Raw genomic sequence first — 19,062 nt, forward strand, 5'->3', positions numbered from 1 at the left:
GAACGTGTCCGGCTCTGGGGTTGTACATCGGTAGCCGCGACGGAGGCCCTTGCTCAGGCGTGTGTCACATCAAGCTCCCGGGCCGAAGCCGCGTCCGGCGGATCGCGGGCGAGTAGCGTTTCCAGCCCGGTCAGGCTGGGCAATGCGTCGAGACCCAGAATCAGTTCGCTTAGTGCGCGCGCGTGCGCAGGCGGAAAGTGCAGCGTCGCGTTCTGCATGAATTTCTCGTGGACGTCTTCGTTGCTTAGCGGCTTGTCCACGTGGCCGCGGTTTACAGCTTCGCGATGGCGCAAGGTGGTGCCATCCGTGAGCGTGACCCGTACTTCACCTGTGTAATGGCGAGGGAAAGTAGAGTCGGCATCTTCGCGATAGCGCACCATGTCCATCAACGCCAGAATTTGCGGATCGCGATACGCGGCGGGCTCCAACTCCTTCAGCCCGAGCCGCCCACGCAATAGCCCGCATGCGACCGCATACGGAAGACTGAATTTGGCGTCGTAGTCGTTCTCCGGACGGCGCTTGTGGCCAGCGGGTTCGCACACTAGTTGCACCGCAGCGGCGGGCACAAGCACTTCGATGTCGCTGACCGACGCCACGTCTACGCCACGACGATGCAGGACGATTGCTGCATCGATCGCGGCGTGCACGAAGTGACACATCGCATAAGGCTTGACCGCGACATTCGCGGTTTGCCATACCATCGCGCTGCCATCGATCGAGAGGCCTGCGATGGCGAGCGTCGGGTCTAGTCCAGCGCGTGCGGCTTCATCCAGGTAGATTCGATACAGTCCGTAGCGCCCGGTATAAGGCGCCTGCGGCGCTTGAATGCCGTGGGCCGCAAGCGTGGCCGCGACGATGCCTGATTGCGCGGCCCAGCCCGGATGAATGCGTTTGGTCCAGGCGCCGTCTTCGATGAACTGCAGGCTGCCGCTCGCGAACGACAGTGCTGCGCCCTGCGCATGCACAAGCTGCTCCGCACTCAGGCCCATGACCCGGCCGACGGCGAGCGCGCACGCGAAAGCCCCGATCACCCCGGTGGGATGGAACCCCTGCGCGTGCAAGCCGCCCCGCATGACGCTGGCAAGCCGCGCGCCGGCTTCGAGGGCCGCGATATAGGCGGCCAACAGATCGGCCCCGCTCACGCTGAACTGTCCAGCTGTTGCCAGCAAGGCGGGCAGCACGCTGACTGTCAGATGAATCACGCCGGCCATGTGCGTGTCGTCGTAGTCGAGGCCATGCAGCAATACGCCGTTTAGCATGGCCGCATCGCGTACCGGCAGGCGCCTTGTGAAGCCAACCACACTGGCGGCCCCCGGTGCGTCGGCGGCGAGTGCATACGAAGTTTCTGAAAAGCGTTTCGCAAACGGGTCGCACCGCGCCGCAAGTCCGCAGCCGATGGCGTCGAGCATGAGGTACTTGGCGCGCAGGCGCACAGCGGGGGGAATCTGATCGAGCCGCATTTGCCGGACGAAACCGGCTAGCGTGGTTGCGATGATGTCAGGCGCGGTATCGGGCGTTCGAGTGTCCATGACTATCTCGCACGGAAGGACGGCGAGCACCGCGGACACCCGCCCTTCCTATGCACCGGAATCGCGGAGAGGCAAGCCGTTTCTGATGCTGAACTCATGCTCGCCTCTTAAATTGTCCGGATAAATAAAATCATAATTGACGCTGATTTGTCCTGTCAATAAGAAGCGTCAAGGGGTTTTCCCGCGGATTGAGCGACGGCGCATCCGCGCGCTCCGTGCTTCATCCAGGAGCCCGCGGTTTCAAAAAAGGAAAGAACCCGCGCGGTGCGCGCGGGCAGGATGCAGCGTCGCGTCGCGCCGAGTGGCGCTACTTACGCATTTCCATGTGATAGGTGAACCGGTCGCCGGCGTGCACGTTGTCCGCGATCTCCACCAGTTCACCCTTGGCGCTGTAATACCGGCGCACGATGCGCAGTCCTGCTGCGCCTGGCATGGCGCCCAGGTTTGCGGCGTCTTCGGCGTCAAGCGAGATGCCTTGCAAATCCTGCTCGACGCGCTCGATCAGGACCCCGTAGTCGCTTTCGATCAGCGTGTGGACTGCGTCGCGCCGTCCACGTAGCCGCGTTTCGATGCCCTCCAGCATGGGGTTCAGATAGAGGCGGGTCACGCAAATCGGTCGTACTGCGCCGGCAGCCTGCTCCGCCAGCGTTCCCGCGACGCGAATGCCCACGCAGTAGACCCACTCCGCACCGGATTCCGCGCCGAATTCCTCAGCTAGCGCCTTGCTCAGGGCGAGCTTGCCGATATAGGCGAAGCGCAACTGGGTGTCTTGCGCGTACTGCAGCAGATCTCGCACCGACGTGGCGTTGTGCGTGTAGCGGGGCGACCCGGAGGTTGCGGTAACGATGGTGCCGACGCGCTGCTTGCGTACCACGAGGCCGCTGTCGGCCAGGATGCGCACCGCCTCCCGCGCGGTGAACCGGCTGACTTCGTACTGCTTGCATAGCTGTTGCTCCGTGGGCAGGCGCGCGCCTATCGGATACATGCCGGCCGTGATGGCGTGCCTGAGTTTCTGGGCGAGTTGCACGTAAAGCGGTGACTGGCTGACGGCCTCCAACTCGGGCTGTTCTGCCGGCGATGCTTCCGGCGATGTCGAGTCAATGACAGCGGTGCTGGCGGGCATAGGTTCTCAGTTTCACCACAAACGGCGATTTTTCATTAGGGATTGTATGGACACATTTTACATCGAGATTTGTTGACTTTTATGTGCGGCACCAAAATAATGTACGGACAAATTGAGCTTGCTTGTCCGGATTAGAGCGGCCGAGTCGGTCAGCAGCTGATTTTTCCGCCTTGAGCGAACAAAGGTGATCGATTGCCAGCGGCAGACGCTGCGGCGGACGGCCGATGCCGGCCCCACGAGCGCCACCGCGCGGTTGTGACTTCCCTTTTCTTTCATTGGAGACAGGTTCATGGTGCAAAACGTAAAACAGGTGGGCGAGCATCGCTTTCGCGAAAGCTTCGGACGTTACTACGAAGACTTCAACGTTGGAGACATCTACGAGCACCGGCCAGGGCGAACGGTCACGGAAACCGAGAACACCTGGTTCACGCTGCTCACCATGAACACCCACCCGCTGCACTTCGATGCTGAATACGCGAAAGCCAGCGAGTTCGGCCGTTGCGTGGTCGCAAGCCCGTTCACCGTCGCACTGATGGTCGGCATGAGCGTCACCGACACGAGCCAGAAGGCCATCGCCAATCTAGGCTGGACCGATATCAAGCTGACCTTCCCGCTGTTCGCAGGCGACACGCTCTATTCCGAGTCTGAAGTGCTCGATAAGCGCGAGTCGAACTCGAGGCCGGGCGCCGGCATCGTCTCGGTCAGAACCACCGGGCTGAACCAGGACGGCAAGGTGGTCGGTACGTTCACTCGCACCATGCTGATCGCGCGACGCGGCCACAGCGTGGAAGACAAGATCAACTATTGAGCAACGGTGACACTCATGGCTTTCGAGAATGACGATCAGAAGGAATTTATCGACGCGGTCGACACGTGGGTCGAGCGGGAGCTGCGGCCGGTCGCGCGCAAATACGACCTGGCCGACGAATATCCGCAGGACATTGTGGACCAGATGAAGGAACTCGGGCTCTTCGGTGCGACGATCGGCGAGCCATACGGCGGCCTTGGCCTGTCCGCCTGGACCTACGCGCGGATTGTCATGAAAGTGGCGTCGGTATGGATGGCACCATCAGGCATTTTCAACTCGCATCTCATCGTGGCGTCCGCGATCGAGCGCAGCGGCACGCAAGCGCAGAAGGACAAGTATCTGCCGATCATGGCTACGGGCGAATTCCGCGGTAGCTTGGGTCTAACGGAGCCGAACGCGGGCTCGGATCTGCAGGCGATCCTCACCACCGCCCGGCGCGAAGGGGAGCATTACATCGTGAACGGGAACAAGACCTGGATCACGAATAGCATGTACGGCAACTTCACGCTGCTTCTTGTCAAGACTGATCCCGCCGCGGAGCCGCGCCACAAGGGCATGAGCATGCTGATCGCCGAGCGCGGTCCGGGCTATAACGTCGTTGGCAAACTGAAGAAGATGGGCTATCGCGCCATCGATACCTGCGAACTGAATTTCGATAACTATCGGGTGCCGGTCGAGAACCTGCTCGGCGGCGTCGAGGGCAAGGGCTTCGTGCAAACCGCAGGCGGACTGGAACTGGGACGTATCAACGTGGCCGCGCGCGGTGCCGGCATCGCACAAGGCGCGCTGGAGCATTCGTTGCGCTACGCGCAAGAGCGCAGCGCATTTGGCAAGCCGATCTGCCAGCACCAGGCCATCCAGCTGAAACTAGCCGACATGGTCACGCAGGTGGAAGGTGCGAAACATCTGATCGAAGCTGCTGCGCGCAAGTTCGACCGCGGCGAACGGTGCGACCTCGAGGCCGCGATGGCGAAGCTCGCGGGTTCCGAAGCCGGAGTCTTCTGCGCGCAGGAAGCGATGCGCATTTTCGGCGGTTACAGCTATTCGGTCGAGTACGAAATCGAACGGTTCTACCGCGACTGCATGTTGATGGTGATCGGTGAAGGGAGCAACGAAATCCTGCGCCAGGTGATCGCAAAGCAACTCGTAGAACGCTACCGCATCTGAGGCCCGATGCGGCCCAGGCGGCCGGGTCGCGCCTCCTCATTGAAATAAGGAAGCCATGCTATGAATCGTCCTCTCGACGGCATCACCGTGCTGGATCTCACTCACATGCTCTCGGGCCCCTACGGCACGATGACACTGACAGATTTGGGCGCGCGCACGATCAAGGTCGAACCCCTTGGGCGCGGCGAGGGCACGCGAGCGCTGCTCGCGAGCCATCCCGAATACTCGCGGCATGGCATGGGCGCGTATTTCCTGACGCTTAACCGCAGCAAGGAGAGTGTGTGCATCGACCTGAAAAGCGACGCTGGCCGCGAGATATTTTACGACCTGGTGCGCAAGGCCGACGTCGTGTTCGATAACTTCGGTGCGGGCGTTCCCAAGCGCCTCGCCATCGATCACGAGACCTTGAGTGAGATCAATCCGCGCATCATCACCTGCTCGGTGACGGGCTTCGGCGAGACTGGGCCGGAAACCCAGCGACCGGCCTTCGATCAGGTCGTCCAGGGAATGGGTGGCGGGATGAGCATTACCGGCATGCCCGAGCACGCGCCCGTGCGAGGGGGCATTCCGATCGGCGACCTGGGTGGCGGCATCTTCGGCGCGATGGGCGTGCTCGCCGCGTTGCAGGCGCGTGAGCGCAGCGGTCGTGGACAGCACGTCGATGTTTCGATGCTCGATGTGCAAATCTCGCTCCTCACGTATATGGCAACGATGCATCTGATGTCGGGTCACGTGCCGGAGCGAATCGGCAACTCGCACTTCGTGCATGTGCCGTACAACACGTACCAGACGAAGGACGGCCACATCATTATTGCCTGCATCGGCGACGCGTTCTTCGAGCGCTTTCTCGCGGTGGTCGAGCGTCCCGAACTGCGCAAGCCAGAGTATCTCGAACAGCCGGCGCGCTATGCCGACAAGGCGCTTATCGAGCAAGTGATCAATGAAGAACTGATCCAGCAGACCTCGGCTTACTGGCTGACCCGATTGCAGGCGGCGCGTGTTCCGTGTGGACCGGTGAACGACTTTGCGTCAGCGCTCACCGACACCCAGGTGCTTGCGCGGGACATGGTCGTCGAGGTGCCGCTGTCGGGCGGCGGCAGTCTGCGCATGCCTGGCATACCGATGAAATTCTCCGAATCGAACCAAACGAGCTTTGAGCCGCCACCGACGCTTGGGCGGGACACGGAAAACGTCCTCGCAGGCCTGCTCGACTACGATGCCGCGCGCATCGATGCGTTGAGACGAGATCGCGTGATTCAGTGACGCCCAGGACTGCACTTGCCGATAGCGCTGCGTCGTGCCTTTGTTGGCGCCATTTCAACCTTGGCGACCAGATCCTCGAAGCGGTGAGCCGCATTCATCGAGGAGCGGTTTAGATACTAAGGGCCGCGGAACCGCCGGCTGGAATGTCGAATAACCCATCTTCCAAGAAGCAGCGTCAGGAGATACACATGATTTTCCGCAGTTACCTGTTTGTACCGGCCGACCGCCCCGAGCGATTTGCAAAGGCGCTCGCAACCGCCGCGCACCAGGTGGTGATCGACCTTGAAGACGCGTTAATGCCTGAGGTGAAGGCGCACTCGCGCGAACAGCTCGCGACCTGGTTGCGCACGGAGTTGGCAGATGCCGACAGGTCGCGCGTGGTCGTGCGGGTGAACGCGTTCGGCACGCCGTGGCATGCGGACGATGTGTTGATGGTGCACGCGTCGCCGGTTCGTAACGTCATGATCCCGAAAGCCGAGGAGCCCGGACAGCTTGGTGATATAGGCACCCGCTGCGGCGACGGAGTCGCGCTGACCGCACTGGTGGAGACGGTCGTGGGACTGGTGAACATGCGGAAAATAGCAGGTGAAAGGGCGGTCGCACGACTCGCGTTCGGATCGTTTGACTATTGCGTCGACGCCGGCATCGATGGGTTTGGAAGGGAGCTCGACTACGCGCGCTCACGGTTCGTTGTTGAATCTCGCTATGCTGGATTGCCCCCGCCGGTCGACGGTGTGACGCTCGCCATCGACGACGCGGCGGTGATCGCGGAAGACGTAGCGCTCGGCCGGCGCTTCGGCTTTGGCGGCAAGCTGTGTATTCATCCAAAACAGGTCGACGCCGTGAACCGGGGTTTTGCGCCCAGCGACGATGATCGTGCGTGGGCTGCGCGCGTCCTCGCCGCAGTGGCTGCCGATCCGCGCGGCGCCATTGCTGTCGACGGCAAGCTGGTCGACAAGCCGATCATCGATCGCGCTCGACGGATCGAGGCGGGTTGAACGCGACCTATATGTGTTTTTTCGCGCTTCCGAGCCGTTGCGCAAGCGTTCGCATTGCCTCATGGACTCGTTACGGCGCTGTGTGCATCGTACGCATGCCGCTCGGCGCAGAATCAAATTGAAGCCGCTGCCCGGTATCCACGGCGCGGTCTCCATTGATAGCTATTACTTCAATCTGTTTTTGCATGGTGTTTTGTACAAGGACTGTTTTGCCATCAGGAGTGAATGCGAGCCCTTGAGTCCAGCCGCCGGTCGGTAACCCGTCTGCCCGAGACGCGGCGATTGCGAGCTTGCCGTCGGGGCTAACGGAAATTCCACCGACGCCCATCCCGGCGTGGAGCGTGTCGATAACACGAGGCGGCTTTTCTGTGAGGTCGACGATGCTGACGAGGTCGTCCAACGATGTCTTCGCAGGGTCGGCTGGATCACGTTTCGCACCCGCCGTGACGAACGCCAGGCGACCATCCGGGGTCGTGTCCACTGACTGCGGAGGACCAAAGACGGAGTTCGGCACCGGAAACTCCGTGACGATTTCAGCGTGGTGGCCGGTCACCTTTATAACTGCGACAGTGTCACTGCCCTCGACGGTCTTGATGTCCCCGTTGATGACCATTACCTTTCCGTCCTGGCTCGACAGTATGAACTGGGGTGCCGCGGCCGATGAGTGAGTAACGCCACATGCCCAAAGCACGCAAACTAGAACGGCCCTGGCCGGTTGTCTGAAATAAAAGCTCGTCATTCACGTCTCCTGATTCCTTCTTGCAGCGCCGCTGCGCCACAAGCCGACATGCGCGTCGTCGCGCGAAGCCAGGGTCTTACTGAGCGCCGAGCTTTTTGATCAGAACGTCGAGTTGCGCCATCTCGTCGTCGGTGAGGTCGGTGAGCGGAGCGCGTACCGGACCTGCATCGTGGCCGACCAGCTTTGCACCGGCCTTCACGATGCTCACGGCGTAACCCTTTCGGTAGTTGCGAATTTTCAGGTACGGCAGGAAGAAGTCATCAATGAGCTTGCCGACCGTAGCGTGGTCATCGGCGGCAGTCGCGCGATAGAAGTCCATTGCCGTCTTCGGGATGAAGTTGAACACCGCCGACGAATACGCCGGCACCCCAAGCGCCTTGTACGCTGCTGCGTAGACCTCGGCCGTCGGAAGTCCTCCTAGATACGCGAAGCGATCTCCGAGCCGGCGGCGAATCGTCACCATGTTCTCGATTTCACCAACGCCGTCCTTGAAGCCAATGAGGTTCGGGCAGCTATCGGCGAGACGCTCGAGCATGTCGGCGTTGAGTTTCGAGTTGGCGCGGTTGTAGATGATCACGCCGATGTTCGGCACGGACTTGCACACTTCTTCGGCATGCGCGGCGATGCCTTCCTGGCACGCTTCGGTGAGGTAGTGCGGCATCAGCAGCACGCCGTTTGCGCCAAGGCGCTCAGCTTCCTGCGCATACTCAATCGCAACACGCGTAGGGCCACCCGCGCCAGCGAGAATGGGTACCTTGCCTTTGCAGGTCTCTGTGGCCGTACGAATCACGTTGGTGTAATCGGACTTGGTGAGCGAAAAGAATTCGCCGGTGCCGCCAGCGGCGAACAGCGCCGTTGCGCCGTAGGGTGCGAGCCAATCGAGGCGCTCGGCGTAGGTGTCGGCACGGAAGTCGCCCTTTGCGTCGAAGTCAGTGACGGGGAAGGACAGCAGGCCTTCGGAAACGATGGCTTTGAGTTCTTGCGGGGTAGTCATGATGTCAGTCGCTTTGAATTCGAGTTGGGGAAGGGCGGTCATTCAGACCGTCACAGGGTTGATTTTGAAAGTTGACGCTCGGTTAGCGCACGAGGCTCGGACGCTTGTTGTCGAACTTCCAGTTCGGAATCAGGAACTGCATCGCGACACCGTCGTCGCGCGCGCCGAGTCCGTGCTGCTGATACAGCGCGTGCGCCTTGTCGAGTTCGTCCATATCGAGTTCGACGCCCAGGCCGGACTTCGCCGGCACCTTCACCTTTCCGCCGACGATCTGCAGCGGATCGCGCGTGAGGCGCTGGCCGTCCTGCCAGATCCAGTGCGTATCGATCGCAGTGATCTTGCCCGGTGCAGCGGCGGCGACATGCGTGAACATCGCGAGCGAGATGTCAAAGTGATTGTTCGAATGCGAGCCCCAGGTCAGGCCCCATTCGTTGCACATCTGCGCGACGCGCACCGAACCCTGCATGGTCCAGAAGTGCGGATCGGCGAGCGGGATATCGACCGATTGAAGCTGAATCGCGTGGCCCATCTGACGCCAGTCGGTGGCGATCATGTTGGTCGCTGTCGGCAGGCCGGTCGCACGGCGGAATTCGGCCATCACTTCGCGGCCTGAGTAGCCGTTCTCGGCACCGCAAGGGTCTTCAGCGTAGGCGAGCACGTCGTGCTGGTCGCGGCAGAGGCGGATTGCTTCTGACAGTGACCAGGCGCCGTTTGGATCGAGCGTTACGCGAGCGTTCGGGAATCGTTCAGCAAGCGCTGTCACCGCTTCGATTTCGGCGTCGCCAGGAAGGACGCCGCCCTTCAGCTTGAAGTCGTTGAAGCCGTAGCGCGCCTGGGCGGCTTCAGCCAGACGCACGACAGCCTCAGGCGTCATGGCGACTTCGGTGCGTACGCGCTCCCAGTCGTCGCGGCCTTCCGCGCCGCTCGCATACGGCAGGTCGGTCTTCGTGCGGTCCCCGATGTAGAACAGATAGCCGAGCATTTCGACTTCGTCGCGCTGTTGGCCTTCACCAAGAAGCGCGGCGACAGGTACGCCCAGATGCTGGCCGAGCAGGTCGAGCAGCGCAGCTTCCAGTGCGGTAACGGCGTGAATCATCGTGCGCAGGTCGAAAGTCTGCAATCCGCGGCCGCCAGCGTCGCGGTCGGCAAATTCCTTGCGTGCCTTGTTGAGCACCGCCTGCAAGTTACCAATCGACTGCCCGACGACAAGCGGACGCGCATCGTCGATGGTCTTGCGAATGGCTTCGCCGCCCGGCACTTCACCCACCCCCGTGTTTCCTGAACTATCTTTCAGAATGACGATGTTACGGGTGAAGAACGGGCCGTGCGCGCCGCTCAGGTTCATCAGCATGCTGTCGCGACCGGCGACAGGAACAACCCGCAGTTCAGTGACCGTCGGGGTAGCGTTCGGTTGAGTTGAGTTCGTGGACATGATCGGGATACCTGTAGATGAGTTAACCGGGTTGCTTCGTGGTAGTCAGTGAGCTTGCTAATGTGCGGAATGGGGCACGAGGTCATGACTCACGCGCCGGTTACGAGTCAGGAAGCCGGCCGCAGCGGCAACCAGTGAAGCCACTCCGAGCCCGTACAGGCCGCCGGTAATCGAACCGGTGTGCTGTTGAAGGTAACCGAAAGTAGCGGGCGCGAAGAAGCCTCCCAGATTGCCGACCGAGTTGATGAGCGCAATCACACCGGCGGCGACACGTGCATCGAGATACCCCTGCGGAATCGGCCAGAACAGCGCCGCTGCCGCCTTGAAGCCAATCGCAGCGAAGCAGATTGCGACGAACGAGAGCACCGCGTTGCCGGAGGTCGACATAAAAAGTCCGCCAGCCGCTATGACGAGTGCAACAGCAAGCCAGGCTTGCTGGAAGCGCCATTTGGCGGAGAGCACGGCGAAGCAGTACATGGCGACCATCGCGATAAGCCAGGGGATGGTGTTGAACATGCCGACCTCAAAGTCAGTCAGTCCACCCATTTTTCGGATAATCGTCGGCAGCCAGAAGGTGGCGGCGTAGATGGTCAATTGAATCGCGAAATAGAGCAGGCAGAACAAGACGATTTGCGGGTCCTTCAGCAGCTTCATCGTGGGAACGTGCGCTCCCCCGCTTGCTTCGCGCTCCGCTTGCTCCGCGGCGATCGAGCTCTCCAGTACGTTCTGCTCTTCGGACGTCAACCACGCGGCGTCGCGAATGCGGGATTTCAGCAACATCCAGCTCGCACCGCACAACAGAATCGAGAACCCGCCTTCGACAAGGAACATCCACTGCCAGCCGTGCAGCCCAAAGCCGCGAATCGACAGGAGACCTCCCGTAATGGGCCCTGAAAGCACCGATGCAAGCGCCGAACCGGCAAGGAAGACCGCCACCGCTTTGCCGCGATGCTTTTGGGGCAGCCATTGGGTGAAGTAGAAAACCACGCCAGGAAAGAAGCCCGCCTCAGCGACGCCGAGCAAAAACCTCAACACATAGAATGAGGTGTCGTTCCAGACGAATGCCATCGCGGCTGCGACAAGGCCCCACGTACCCATGATGCGTGTCAGCCAGGCGCGCGCGCCGTACTTTTGCATCAAGACGTTCGACGGCACTTCGAACAGCGCATACCCGATGAAGAACAGTCCACTTCCAAGCCCGTATGCGGCCGCGCCAATGCCCAGGTCGGTCTGCATGTGAGCGTTGACGAAACCGACGTTCACACGGTCGATGTAGTTCGCGATAAACATGATAAGAAACAGCGGCAATACGTGCCGCTTGACCTTCGAGACGGCGGATTCCAGCACGTCATTGGTCTGGGTGGCGAGGGCGGATGTCAAGGTTGTCTCCAGTGTCGGCCGGTTGGCCTGGTCGAACGCAACGCGGCACATTCGGTAGAAGCGGGTGGGCCGCTTTTTAGAACTCGTGGTACGTTGTCTGATGACATACTATGACGTTTAGAGAGATTTTCCAATGGGGTGTTTACCCTGCTAACCCAATGATTTACCGTAGAAAAAAGAGGGCGGGGCGGTTTGTGGAACGGTCTACCGTTCGCGATAATTGATCAGACGTCTGATAACATGGCCTGCACCCGGAGATATCAAATGGGTCATCACGCAGCGGTTTTGCAGTCATCTCAGGGGTTGTACGGCCGGCAATGACTGGTTCTCCTGAAGCTTTGCCGGCGAATGTGGAGAAACCGACGTCCGATACCCCACCCGCAAACACTACTATCGCCCGAGACAAAGCAAGGCGCGATGTTGGAGCCAACCAGAAGTCGGCGCTGCCATCGCGCTTTGCAGAATCTCGACGTGCCATCACCCGCCCGACTTCGGCTTCACTACGACTTGAGTTCAATGCGCTTGAACCGCCCAGCGAGAACGCCATAAGCGAGAATCGCCACAATGCCGTGCGCCCCGACGAACCACAACGCGCGATCAAACGAACCTGTACTCGCGACAACAAATCCGATAACGAGAGGGGTCACGATTCCGGCCGTGTTGCCGATACCGTTGAAGACGCCGCCGCTCATACCAGTCATTTCGCGCGGTGCGACGTCGGCGACAACGGCCCAACCGATTGCACCAAGGCCCTTGCCGAAGAAGGCTAGCGACATGATCATGACGACGGCTGTGTCGCTCGCGGCGAATGGCGCGGCCATGATTGCGGTTGCAAGGACCATCCCGATCATGAATGGTGTCTTGCGAGCGAATGAAACAGAGAAGCCCCTGCGGATCAGATAGTCCGACAGCACTCCACCGAGAATGCCGCCGCTAAATCCGCAGATAGCCGGCAGCGCTGCGACCATGCCGACGGTCATGATGTTCATACCGCGTTCTTTGACGAGGTAAATCGGAAACCAGGTGATGAAGAAGTATGTCAGGGCGGTGATGCAGTATTGGCCGATGTAGATTGCCCACAGCATGCGGCTTGTGAAAAGCGTGCTGATTTCTCGTCGCGTGAAGCGCCGACGATCCTTCGCAGCGCCTGTATCGAGCCCAACAAGCGCGCCGTTCTCCGCGATGTAGTCGAATTCGCTTTTGCTCATGCGTGAGTGCGTCTTCGGGTCGCCCATCGTGGCGAACCAGATGCATGCAACCACCAGGCCAAGGCCACCCATAAAGAAGAACACGTGGTGCCAGCCGAGCATATGGGTGAGCCATGCCATCAAAGGCGTAAAGATGACGACGGCCAGATACTGTGCCGAGTTGAACAGCGCGCTCGCGGTACCGCGCTCGGCGGTAGGGAACCAGGTCGCTACTACGCGCGCATTGCCCGGAAACGCTGGCGATTCGACGAGACCCAGCATGAATCGCATGACGAACAGCGCGGCGGTGGCGGAAGCGGCCGTGCTGAAAACGGAGACCGTGCCCTGGCTAATTGTGAAGACTGACCACAGTACAATGCTGGCGCCGTACACCCGCTTCGCACCGAAGCGGTCGAGTAGCCACCCGCCCGGGATTTGGCCGATTGCATAAGCCCACCCGAAAGCAGAAAACACGATACCGAGCGCGGCTGCTGTGAGCCCGAGGTCTTTCGCTACGAACGTTCCGGCAATCGAGAGCGTTGCCCGGTCCGCGTAGTTGAGGACGGTGACGAAAAAAATCAGTCCGAGGATGTAGTAACGGAAGTGTCCAATTCTGGCCGTGGTGGCCGAGGCAGGGTCAGCCGCGATATCAAAGGTTTTCATGTGTCTCCTCCCAGTTTTCGGGATGGGTTCTTGCAAGCGCTGGCGCCGGCGGCGCTCATGCGTTGAGGGTCAAGGTGTCACGCTGGTCTCCGGGCGACGGCCTGCGAAGGTAGCGGCGAGGCTGGCTAGTACGATTTCTCCCATCGCTACGCGGGTCTGAACGGTCGCGCTCGCGCGATGCGGTTGCAGGACGACGTTTGTGAATGAATACAGTTCGGTCGGTACGTTCGGCTCGTCGACGAAAACGTCAAGGCCCGCGCCGGCGATGCGGTTCGTTGCGAGCGCCTGTACGAGATCCGCTTCGTTGACGAGCTTGCCGCGCGCGACGTTGATGAGGTATCCGTCGGGGCCGAGGGCGTCGAGCACATCAGCATTGATGATGCCTTCAGCCTCGTCGGCCGAAGCCGCAAGAATCAGCGCGTCGCTTTCGTCTGCTAGTTGGCGTAGTCCTGGCACAAACCGGTAGGGGACGTCATCGATTGCGCGCAAATCCGTGTAGCTGATTGGGCACCCGAACGCCGCAGCGCGGGTGGCAATCGCCCGTCCCACTCGCCCCAGGCCGACAATGCCGACCTTCATGCCGCTGAACTTCCGTGCGAGCGGTAGCGCCGACTTTCCCCATTGACCACCGCGCACATACTCGTCACCGACGCACAGTCCGCGACACACTGAAATCAGAAGGCCGACGGCGAGGTCAGCGACGTCGTCGGTCAGCACGCCCGGTGTGGTCGAAACATGAATGCCGCGTACCCGCGCGTAGGGGAGGTCGACAGCATCGGTCCCGATCCCGTTAATCGCGATGATGCGCAAGGCCGGAAGAGCGTCCATGACTTCGTTGCTGATGCCTGATGCGCCTCCAGTAACGACACCCGTGATGACCGGACCAACCTCCCGAAGAAAGCCCCGCTTGTCCGCATGCTGGTAATACCGGTGAACGGTATAGAGCGCGCTGAGCTGCTCGTCGAGCGCCGGAAGAACCGGGTTGATGAGAAGAACTTCAGACATACATTTTCCTTCGGACAGGACGCACGTCAGGAAACGGCGTTGGAAAAGACTGGGCTCGCGTACGAGAAATGGTCACGAGACTCAAGAAACTGAAATTGAGTATAGGCGTGCGATTGATTAAGGTCTAAGCTATATTCGGCATCAACCAATTCAATAATTGAAATGATTATCGAGCTGAATCATCTGCGCTGTTTTGTGGCGGTTGCGGAGGAACTGCACTTCGGACGGGCCGCGGCACGGCTATTCATGACCCAACCGCCGCTGAGTAGACAGATCCAGCTGTTGGAGGAGGCGCTTGGTCTGGTGCTATTTGAACGCAACAGCCGAAGCGTCCGGCTGACTGATGCAGGGCGCGTGTACTACGACGACGCCGTGAGAATCCTGAGGCTCTCGGACCAGGCTGCCGATTCAGCACGCCGGGTCGCGCGTGGAGATGCAGGCCAGATCACGCTGGGTTTTACTGCAGTGTCCGGGTATCAGCTAATGCCTGAGTTGCTTTCCGCCGCACGCGAGAAATTGCCCGGCATCAAGCTGGTGCTGAAGGAGATGGTCTCGGTTCAGCAGGTAAAGGCACTCGAGACGCGCGTCATCGACCTTGGCATCATGCGTGCGCAGTTTGCGACGAAGGGACTCGCGTTTTGTCATCTGGTGCGAGAGCCTCTTCTCGTTGCGATGCCGGCAACGCACCCGCTCGCAAAGCGCCGGTCGATCGCTGCTAAAGACCTGGAAGACTCTGCGTTCGTGATGTATTCGCCAGACGGTGGGAAATATTTCCACGACCGGATAGCCGGGCTGTTGAACGCGGCTGGGGTTCGGGTGAACTACGTACAGTACATCGACCAGACCCATACCATCGTTGCACTTGTTCGTGCCGGGATTGGCGTCGCCATCGTGCCTGCGTCAGCCCGGGAGTTGTGCTTCGACGATGTCGTCTTTCGTCCTACATGGACGCCCGACGCATACGCGGATATCGACCTCGCGTGGAGCGAAGAGCAACGCAGTCCGGCCGTGGAGCACTTTCGAACCTTTGCGATACACCATTTTGCAGAAGTAGCCAAGCGTCGGTAGCTGTGAAGATTTCAAGTCTTAGCCAGGCAGTGCGGGCCAGCAATCAGTCATGCCTGGAACCACGCACTCATGCGATTCAGCGGGCGCGGCAACGTGGGACGAGGTACCGGTTACCTGTCGCCTGTGCCACTGATGCATGGAATCGCGGCTATCCGACGCCTTCGAAACGGTCATTTTTTATCTCCTTGCTGGGCAGAAGTGAATGAGCCTGCTGCATTGGTCACGCGCTTTTAAGCTGCACGCGCTTGATCTCGCCTACGATGACCAGGTAGCTGACGATCGCGACGAGCGCATTACAGGCGACGAAGATCAGCGCGCCACTGAAATTCCCGGTGGCTTTGACGATGTAGCCAATCACAATCGGCGTCGTGATGGCCGCGACATTGCCGAACATGTTGAACATGGCGCCGCTCAAGCCGGCAATTTCCTTCGGTGATGTATCGGCGACCACCGCCCAGCCCAACGCACCCAGCCCTTTGCCGAAGAACGCGAAGGCCATGATCCCTACTACAACTGTCGACGAACTCACGTAGTTGCAGGCGATCATTGTCGTGGACAAAAGCATCCCAATGACGATCGGCGTCTTCCGGGAGAAGGTGAGCGAATGTCCCTTGCGGATGAAGTAATCGGACAGCAAGCCGCCCAGCACTCCTCCCAGGAAGCCGCAGATCGCCGGCAGCGCGGCGACGAAGCCCGCGTTGAGGATCGACATGCCGCGCTCCTTGACGAGGTACACCGGAAACCACGTGAGAAAGAAATAGGTGATGGTGGTGATGCAGTACTGGCCGATATAGACGCCGAGCAGCATCCGGTTGCTGAGCAACTGCTTCACGTAAGAAAGTTTGGGCGCCGCGTTCGCGCCCGGTCCCGCGGCCGGCAGGATGTCGGCCGTCTTCACGACGCCCGGCTCGACATCTGCCTGCTCGACATAGTCCAGTTCGAGTTCGGCTTCGGTAAGGCGCGTATCCTTTTTCGGGCGGTCCATATCGACGAGGGCGCCGCCTTGTTCGATATGGTCGAACTCGGCCTTGTTGATGCCTGGATGGTCCCTCGGGCTATAAATCACCTTGAGCCATATCCCGCTCACGACGATGCCCACAGTGCCCATGAAATAGAAGACGTAGGGCCAGCCGAACGCGTGGGTGATCCATCCCATGATGGGCGCGAACAGCACGGTGGCGAAATACTGGGCCGAGTTGAACACCGCCGACGCGGTCCCGCGTTCGGCGGCCGGAAACCATGCGGCGACGATGCGGCCGTTGGCGGGAAACGATGGCGCCTCGCTTAAGCCTACGAGAAAGCGCAATGCGAACAGCGTACCAATGGCGGCGGTGACGCTGAGATAGGTGACGGAGCCCTGAAGGATCGTAAATACCGACCAGATGAAGATACTCGCGGCGTAGACCGGCTTGGACCCGAAGCGGTCCAACAGCCAGCCGCCCGGCAACTGTCCGATCACGTACGACCAGCCGAACGCGGAAAAGATAAATCCCATCGTCACGGCGTCGAGGCCCAGATCTTTCGATAGCGAAGTTCCTGTAATCGAGATCGTCGCCCGGTCCGCATAGTTCACGGCCGTCACGACAAACAGCATCGCGACGATCCCGTAGCGGACACGTGTTGGTCTCGCATCCGTCATACCGCTTATGGCGTTCATGTTTGTCTCCTCCGTTTCGAAAACCTCACCCAGGGCGTAGCGCTACAAAGGCGAATTTTCAGGAGCAATATTCGAGGCTAGCGACCCGCTAGGGCCGGTGAAGAAATGCGATTGCTTCGGCATGTGTTTCGAAGACGTGCGCCGCCGCGTGGCGTGAGAACAATGCCTTGCCCAACTTCACACGCATGAAGGCGCTGGTGGTGTATCGCGTGGTCGTTGTGTAGTGCTTCGCCTGGAGGTCCGCGACCATCTCGAAGTACGCGTCAGCCATTGACTCGTCTAGCCGGAAGCCGTCGTAGTTGACGATCAGGGCCACCCGGCGTCCCACTCTGGTACAAAGCGCATCGAACACGCGCCGCACGCACTCGATGTCATCCTCACTCTGGATCGCCATCCCCTCAAAGTTCGCAAAGAGGATGTTGCGGTCCTCGTCATAGCTGACGCGATCAGTCAGTTGCAGATCCTCCAGCACCGCGGCGAGTCCCATCGGTTTGGATCGATAGATGCGCGGATCCATTGACATCACCTCGCCGATGATGGGGCGAAACGCCATGTGCGCGAGCACATCCCGTTCAATGTCGATGCCAGGTGCGACTTCAATCAGTTGCAAGCCTTCCGGTTGAAGCTTGAAGACGCATCGCTCGGTGACGTAATGCACCGATTGTCCCTTCGCCGCTGCGAGCGGACCGCTAAAGGTAATCTGCTCAACCGCTTCGACGAACTTGCGGGTTTTTCCTTCGGCCACGATTCGCATCTGGCCACCTTCGACGCACGTGGACATTCCTCCGGCGGTGAAAGTCCCGGCGAACACAAGCCGGCGAGCGTTCTGGCTGATGTTGATAAAGCCTCCGGAACCCGCGAGCCGGGAACCGAATCGGCTGACATTCACGTTGCCCATACGGTCGATCTCGGCCATGCCCAGACAGGCGAGGTCGAGCCCGCCACCGTCATAGAAGTCGAACTGCTGGTTCTGGTGCAACAGCGCCTGCGTATTGATGCCCGCGCCGAAATCAAGACCGCCTTGCGGCATACCGCCGATGACGCCAGGTTCAGCGGTCAACGTCAGATGATCGAGTACGCGCTCTTCGGCAGCGACGGCAGCCACCGCCTCGGGCATGCCGATTCCTAAATTGATGACACCGCCCAGCGGCAATTCGAAAGCGCAGCGCCTCGCGATCAACTTCCGCTCGTCGAGCGCCAAGGCCGGAATCTTGTTCACGGGAACGCGGATTTCGCCTGAGTACGCCGCGTTGTAGTCCGTGCCATAGGTTTGCGTGTGTGACGCCTGTGGGGCCACCACCACGCAATCGACCAGCACGCCGGGGACGACCACATTGCGCGCGTCGAGCGAACCGCTCGACGCAATGCGCTCCACCTGCGCGATAACGAGACCATTGGCATTCCGCGCGGCCATTGCGGCGGCCTGAGCATCGAGCAGCAGTGCCTCACGTTCCATCGTGATGTTGCCTTCTGCGTCGGCGGTAGTGCCGCGAATCAAAGCGACGTTGATTGGAAACGCCTTGTAAAAGAGCCACTCCTCGCCATCGATCTCCATCACCCGCACGAGGTCTTCCGTCGTTCGTGCGTTGATCTTGCCGCCGTTTTGCCTCGGGTCGACGAAGGTACCCAGACCCACCTTGGTGAGTGTGCCGGCACGATGGGCCGCCGCGTCCCGATACAGGTGCGAAATCGTGCCGAGCGGCAGGTTGTACGCCTGGATACGATTGTCCGTCGCCAGCTTTCCGAGCTTGGGCACGAGCGACCAGTGCCCGCCGATCGCACGCTGCACCAGCCCTTCGCGGGCAAGCCGGTTCAGCCCTCGATCCTTGCCGTCACCGGGCGCGGCTGCGAAGACCAGTGTGAGGTCACGCGGACCCCCGGTTTCGACGAAGCGCCGTTCGAGCGCCGTAATCAGTTCCTCGGGCGTGCCGATGCCGACGAACCCTGAGCAGCTCACGACATCGCCGTCGCGTATCAATGCGATGGCCTCGTCGGCGGTAACGACCTTGTCTCGAATCATGGCAGTCTCGGTTTCGCTTGTTGAGCGTC

The 19,062-nt window shown here is 60.5% G+C and carries 16 protein-coding genes; 5 read left to right on the top strand and 11 right to left on the bottom strand.

Annotation, left to right across the window (positions count from 1 at the left end):
* Window positions 1-53: 53 nt before the first annotated feature.
* The 3 genes from P0D84_RS27940 to P0D84_RS27950 form a co-directional block, all read right to left on the bottom strand.
* Window positions 54-1,529: an MmgE/PrpD family protein gene (locus P0D84_RS27940; protein ID WP_408341920.1), complete on the bottom strand. Its 1,476-nt coding sequence runs from the start codon at window positions 1,527-1,529 to the stop codon at window positions 54-56.
* Between the two features lie 307 nt (window positions 1,530-1,836).
* Window positions 1,837-2,652 carry a GntR family transcriptional regulator gene (locus tag P0D84_RS27945; RefSeq protein WP_408341922.1) on the bottom strand — a complete coding sequence of 272 codons (816 nt, stop codon included), beginning with the start codon at window positions 2,650-2,652 and terminating at the stop codon, window positions 1,837-1,839.
* 57 nt (window positions 2,653-2,709) lie between these two features.
* Window positions 2,710-2,943, bottom strand: coding sequence for a hypothetical protein (locus tag P0D84_RS27950; RefSeq protein WP_408341924.1), 234 nt, complete (start codon window positions 2,941-2,943; stop codon window positions 2,710-2,712).
* Here P0D84_RS27950 and P0D84_RS27955 point away from each other — a divergent pair.
* From P0D84_RS27955 to P0D84_RS27970, 4 genes are all read left to right on the top strand, one after another.
* On the top strand, window positions 2,942-3,460 hold the full coding sequence (locus tag P0D84_RS27955) for a MaoC family dehydratase (protein ID WP_408341926.1): 519 nt from the start codon (window positions 2,942-2,944) through the stop codon (window positions 3,458-3,460). The genes P0D84_RS27950 and P0D84_RS27955 overlap by 2 nt on opposite strands.
* Before the next feature lie 15 nt (window positions 3,461-3,475).
* Window positions 3,476-4,627, top strand: a complete 1,152-nt coding sequence (locus P0D84_RS27960; RefSeq protein WP_408341928.1) for an acyl-CoA dehydrogenase family protein — start codon at window positions 3,476-3,478, stop codon at window positions 4,625-4,627.
* Between the two features lie 60 nt (window positions 4,628-4,687).
* Window positions 4,688-5,890 (top strand): CaiB/BaiF CoA transferase family protein, encoded by a 1,203-nt coding sequence (locus P0D84_RS27965; protein WP_408341930.1) that lies wholly within the window; start codon window positions 4,688-4,690, stop codon window positions 5,888-5,890.
* A 188-nt stretch (window positions 5,891-6,078) separates the two neighbouring features.
* Window positions 6,079-6,888, top strand: a complete 810-nt coding sequence (locus P0D84_RS27970) for an HpcH/HpaI aldolase/citrate lyase family protein (RefSeq protein WP_408341932.1) — start codon at window positions 6,079-6,081, stop codon at window positions 6,886-6,888.
* Window positions 6,889-6,958: 70 nt separating this feature from the next.
* Here P0D84_RS27970 and P0D84_RS27975 read toward each other — a convergent pair whose 3' ends face one another.
* The 6 genes from P0D84_RS27975 to P0D84_RS28000 form a co-directional block, all read right to left on the bottom strand.
* Window positions 6,959-7,627 (bottom strand): YncE family protein, encoded by a 669-nt coding sequence (locus tag P0D84_RS27975; RefSeq protein ID WP_408341934.1) that lies wholly within the window; start codon window positions 7,625-7,627, stop codon window positions 6,959-6,961.
* Between the two features lie 76 nt (window positions 7,628-7,703).
* Window positions 7,704-8,621, bottom strand: a complete 918-nt coding sequence (gene kdgD / locus P0D84_RS27980; RefSeq protein WP_408341936.1) for a 5-dehydro-4-deoxyglucarate dehydratase — start codon at window positions 8,619-8,621, stop codon at window positions 7,704-7,706.
* Between the two features lie 82 nt (window positions 8,622-8,703).
* A complete protein-coding gene (gudD, locus tag P0D84_RS27985; RefSeq protein WP_408341938.1) occupies window positions 8,704-10,053 on the bottom strand; it encodes a glucarate dehydratase in 1,350 nt (449 codons plus the stop codon).
* Between the two features lie 57 nt (window positions 10,054-10,110).
* Entirely contained in the window at window positions 10,111-11,433 is a 1,323-nt protein-coding gene (locus P0D84_RS27990; protein WP_408341940.1) for an MFS transporter, read from the bottom strand.
* A gap of 500 nt (window positions 11,434-11,933) precedes the next feature.
* Entirely contained in the window at window positions 11,934-13,283 is a 1,350-nt protein-coding gene (locus P0D84_RS27995; protein WP_408341942.1) for an MFS transporter, read from the bottom strand.
* Between the two features lie 69 nt (window positions 13,284-13,352).
* Window positions 13,353-14,288 (bottom strand): 2-hydroxyacid dehydrogenase, encoded by a 936-nt coding sequence (locus P0D84_RS28000; protein ID WP_408341945.1) that lies wholly within the window; start codon window positions 14,286-14,288, stop codon window positions 13,353-13,355.
* Between the two features lie 162 nt (window positions 14,289-14,450).
* Here P0D84_RS28000 and P0D84_RS28005 point away from each other — a divergent pair, with 162 nt between their 5' ends.
* The gene (locus P0D84_RS28005; protein WP_408341947.1) at window positions 14,451-15,356 is read left to right on the top strand and encodes a LysR family transcriptional regulator; all 906 of its coding nucleotides are present in this window, start codon (window positions 14,451-14,453) and stop codon (window positions 15,354-15,356) included.
* Between the two features lie 220 nt (window positions 15,357-15,576).
* Here P0D84_RS28005 and P0D84_RS28010 read toward each other — a convergent pair whose 3' ends face one another.
* Together P0D84_RS28010 and P0D84_RS28015 are read right to left on the bottom strand one after the other, a co-directional pair.
* Window positions 15,577-17,013, bottom strand: coding sequence for an MFS transporter (locus P0D84_RS28010; RefSeq protein WP_459252218.1), 1,437 nt, complete (start codon window positions 17,011-17,013; stop codon window positions 15,577-15,579).
* An 88-nt stretch (window positions 17,014-17,101) separates the two neighbouring features.
* Window positions 17,102-19,033 (bottom strand): acyl CoA:acetate/3-ketoacid CoA transferase, encoded by a 1,932-nt coding sequence (locus P0D84_RS28015; protein WP_408341949.1) that lies wholly within the window; start codon window positions 19,031-19,033, stop codon window positions 17,102-17,104.
* Window positions 19,034-19,062: the final 29 nt, after the last annotated feature.

This window comes from Paraburkholderia sp. RL17-337-BIB-A (assembly GCF_046025895.1).
Lineage (GTDB): Bacteria > Pseudomonadota > Gammaproteobacteria > Burkholderiales > Burkholderiaceae > Paraburkholderia > Paraburkholderia fungorum_C.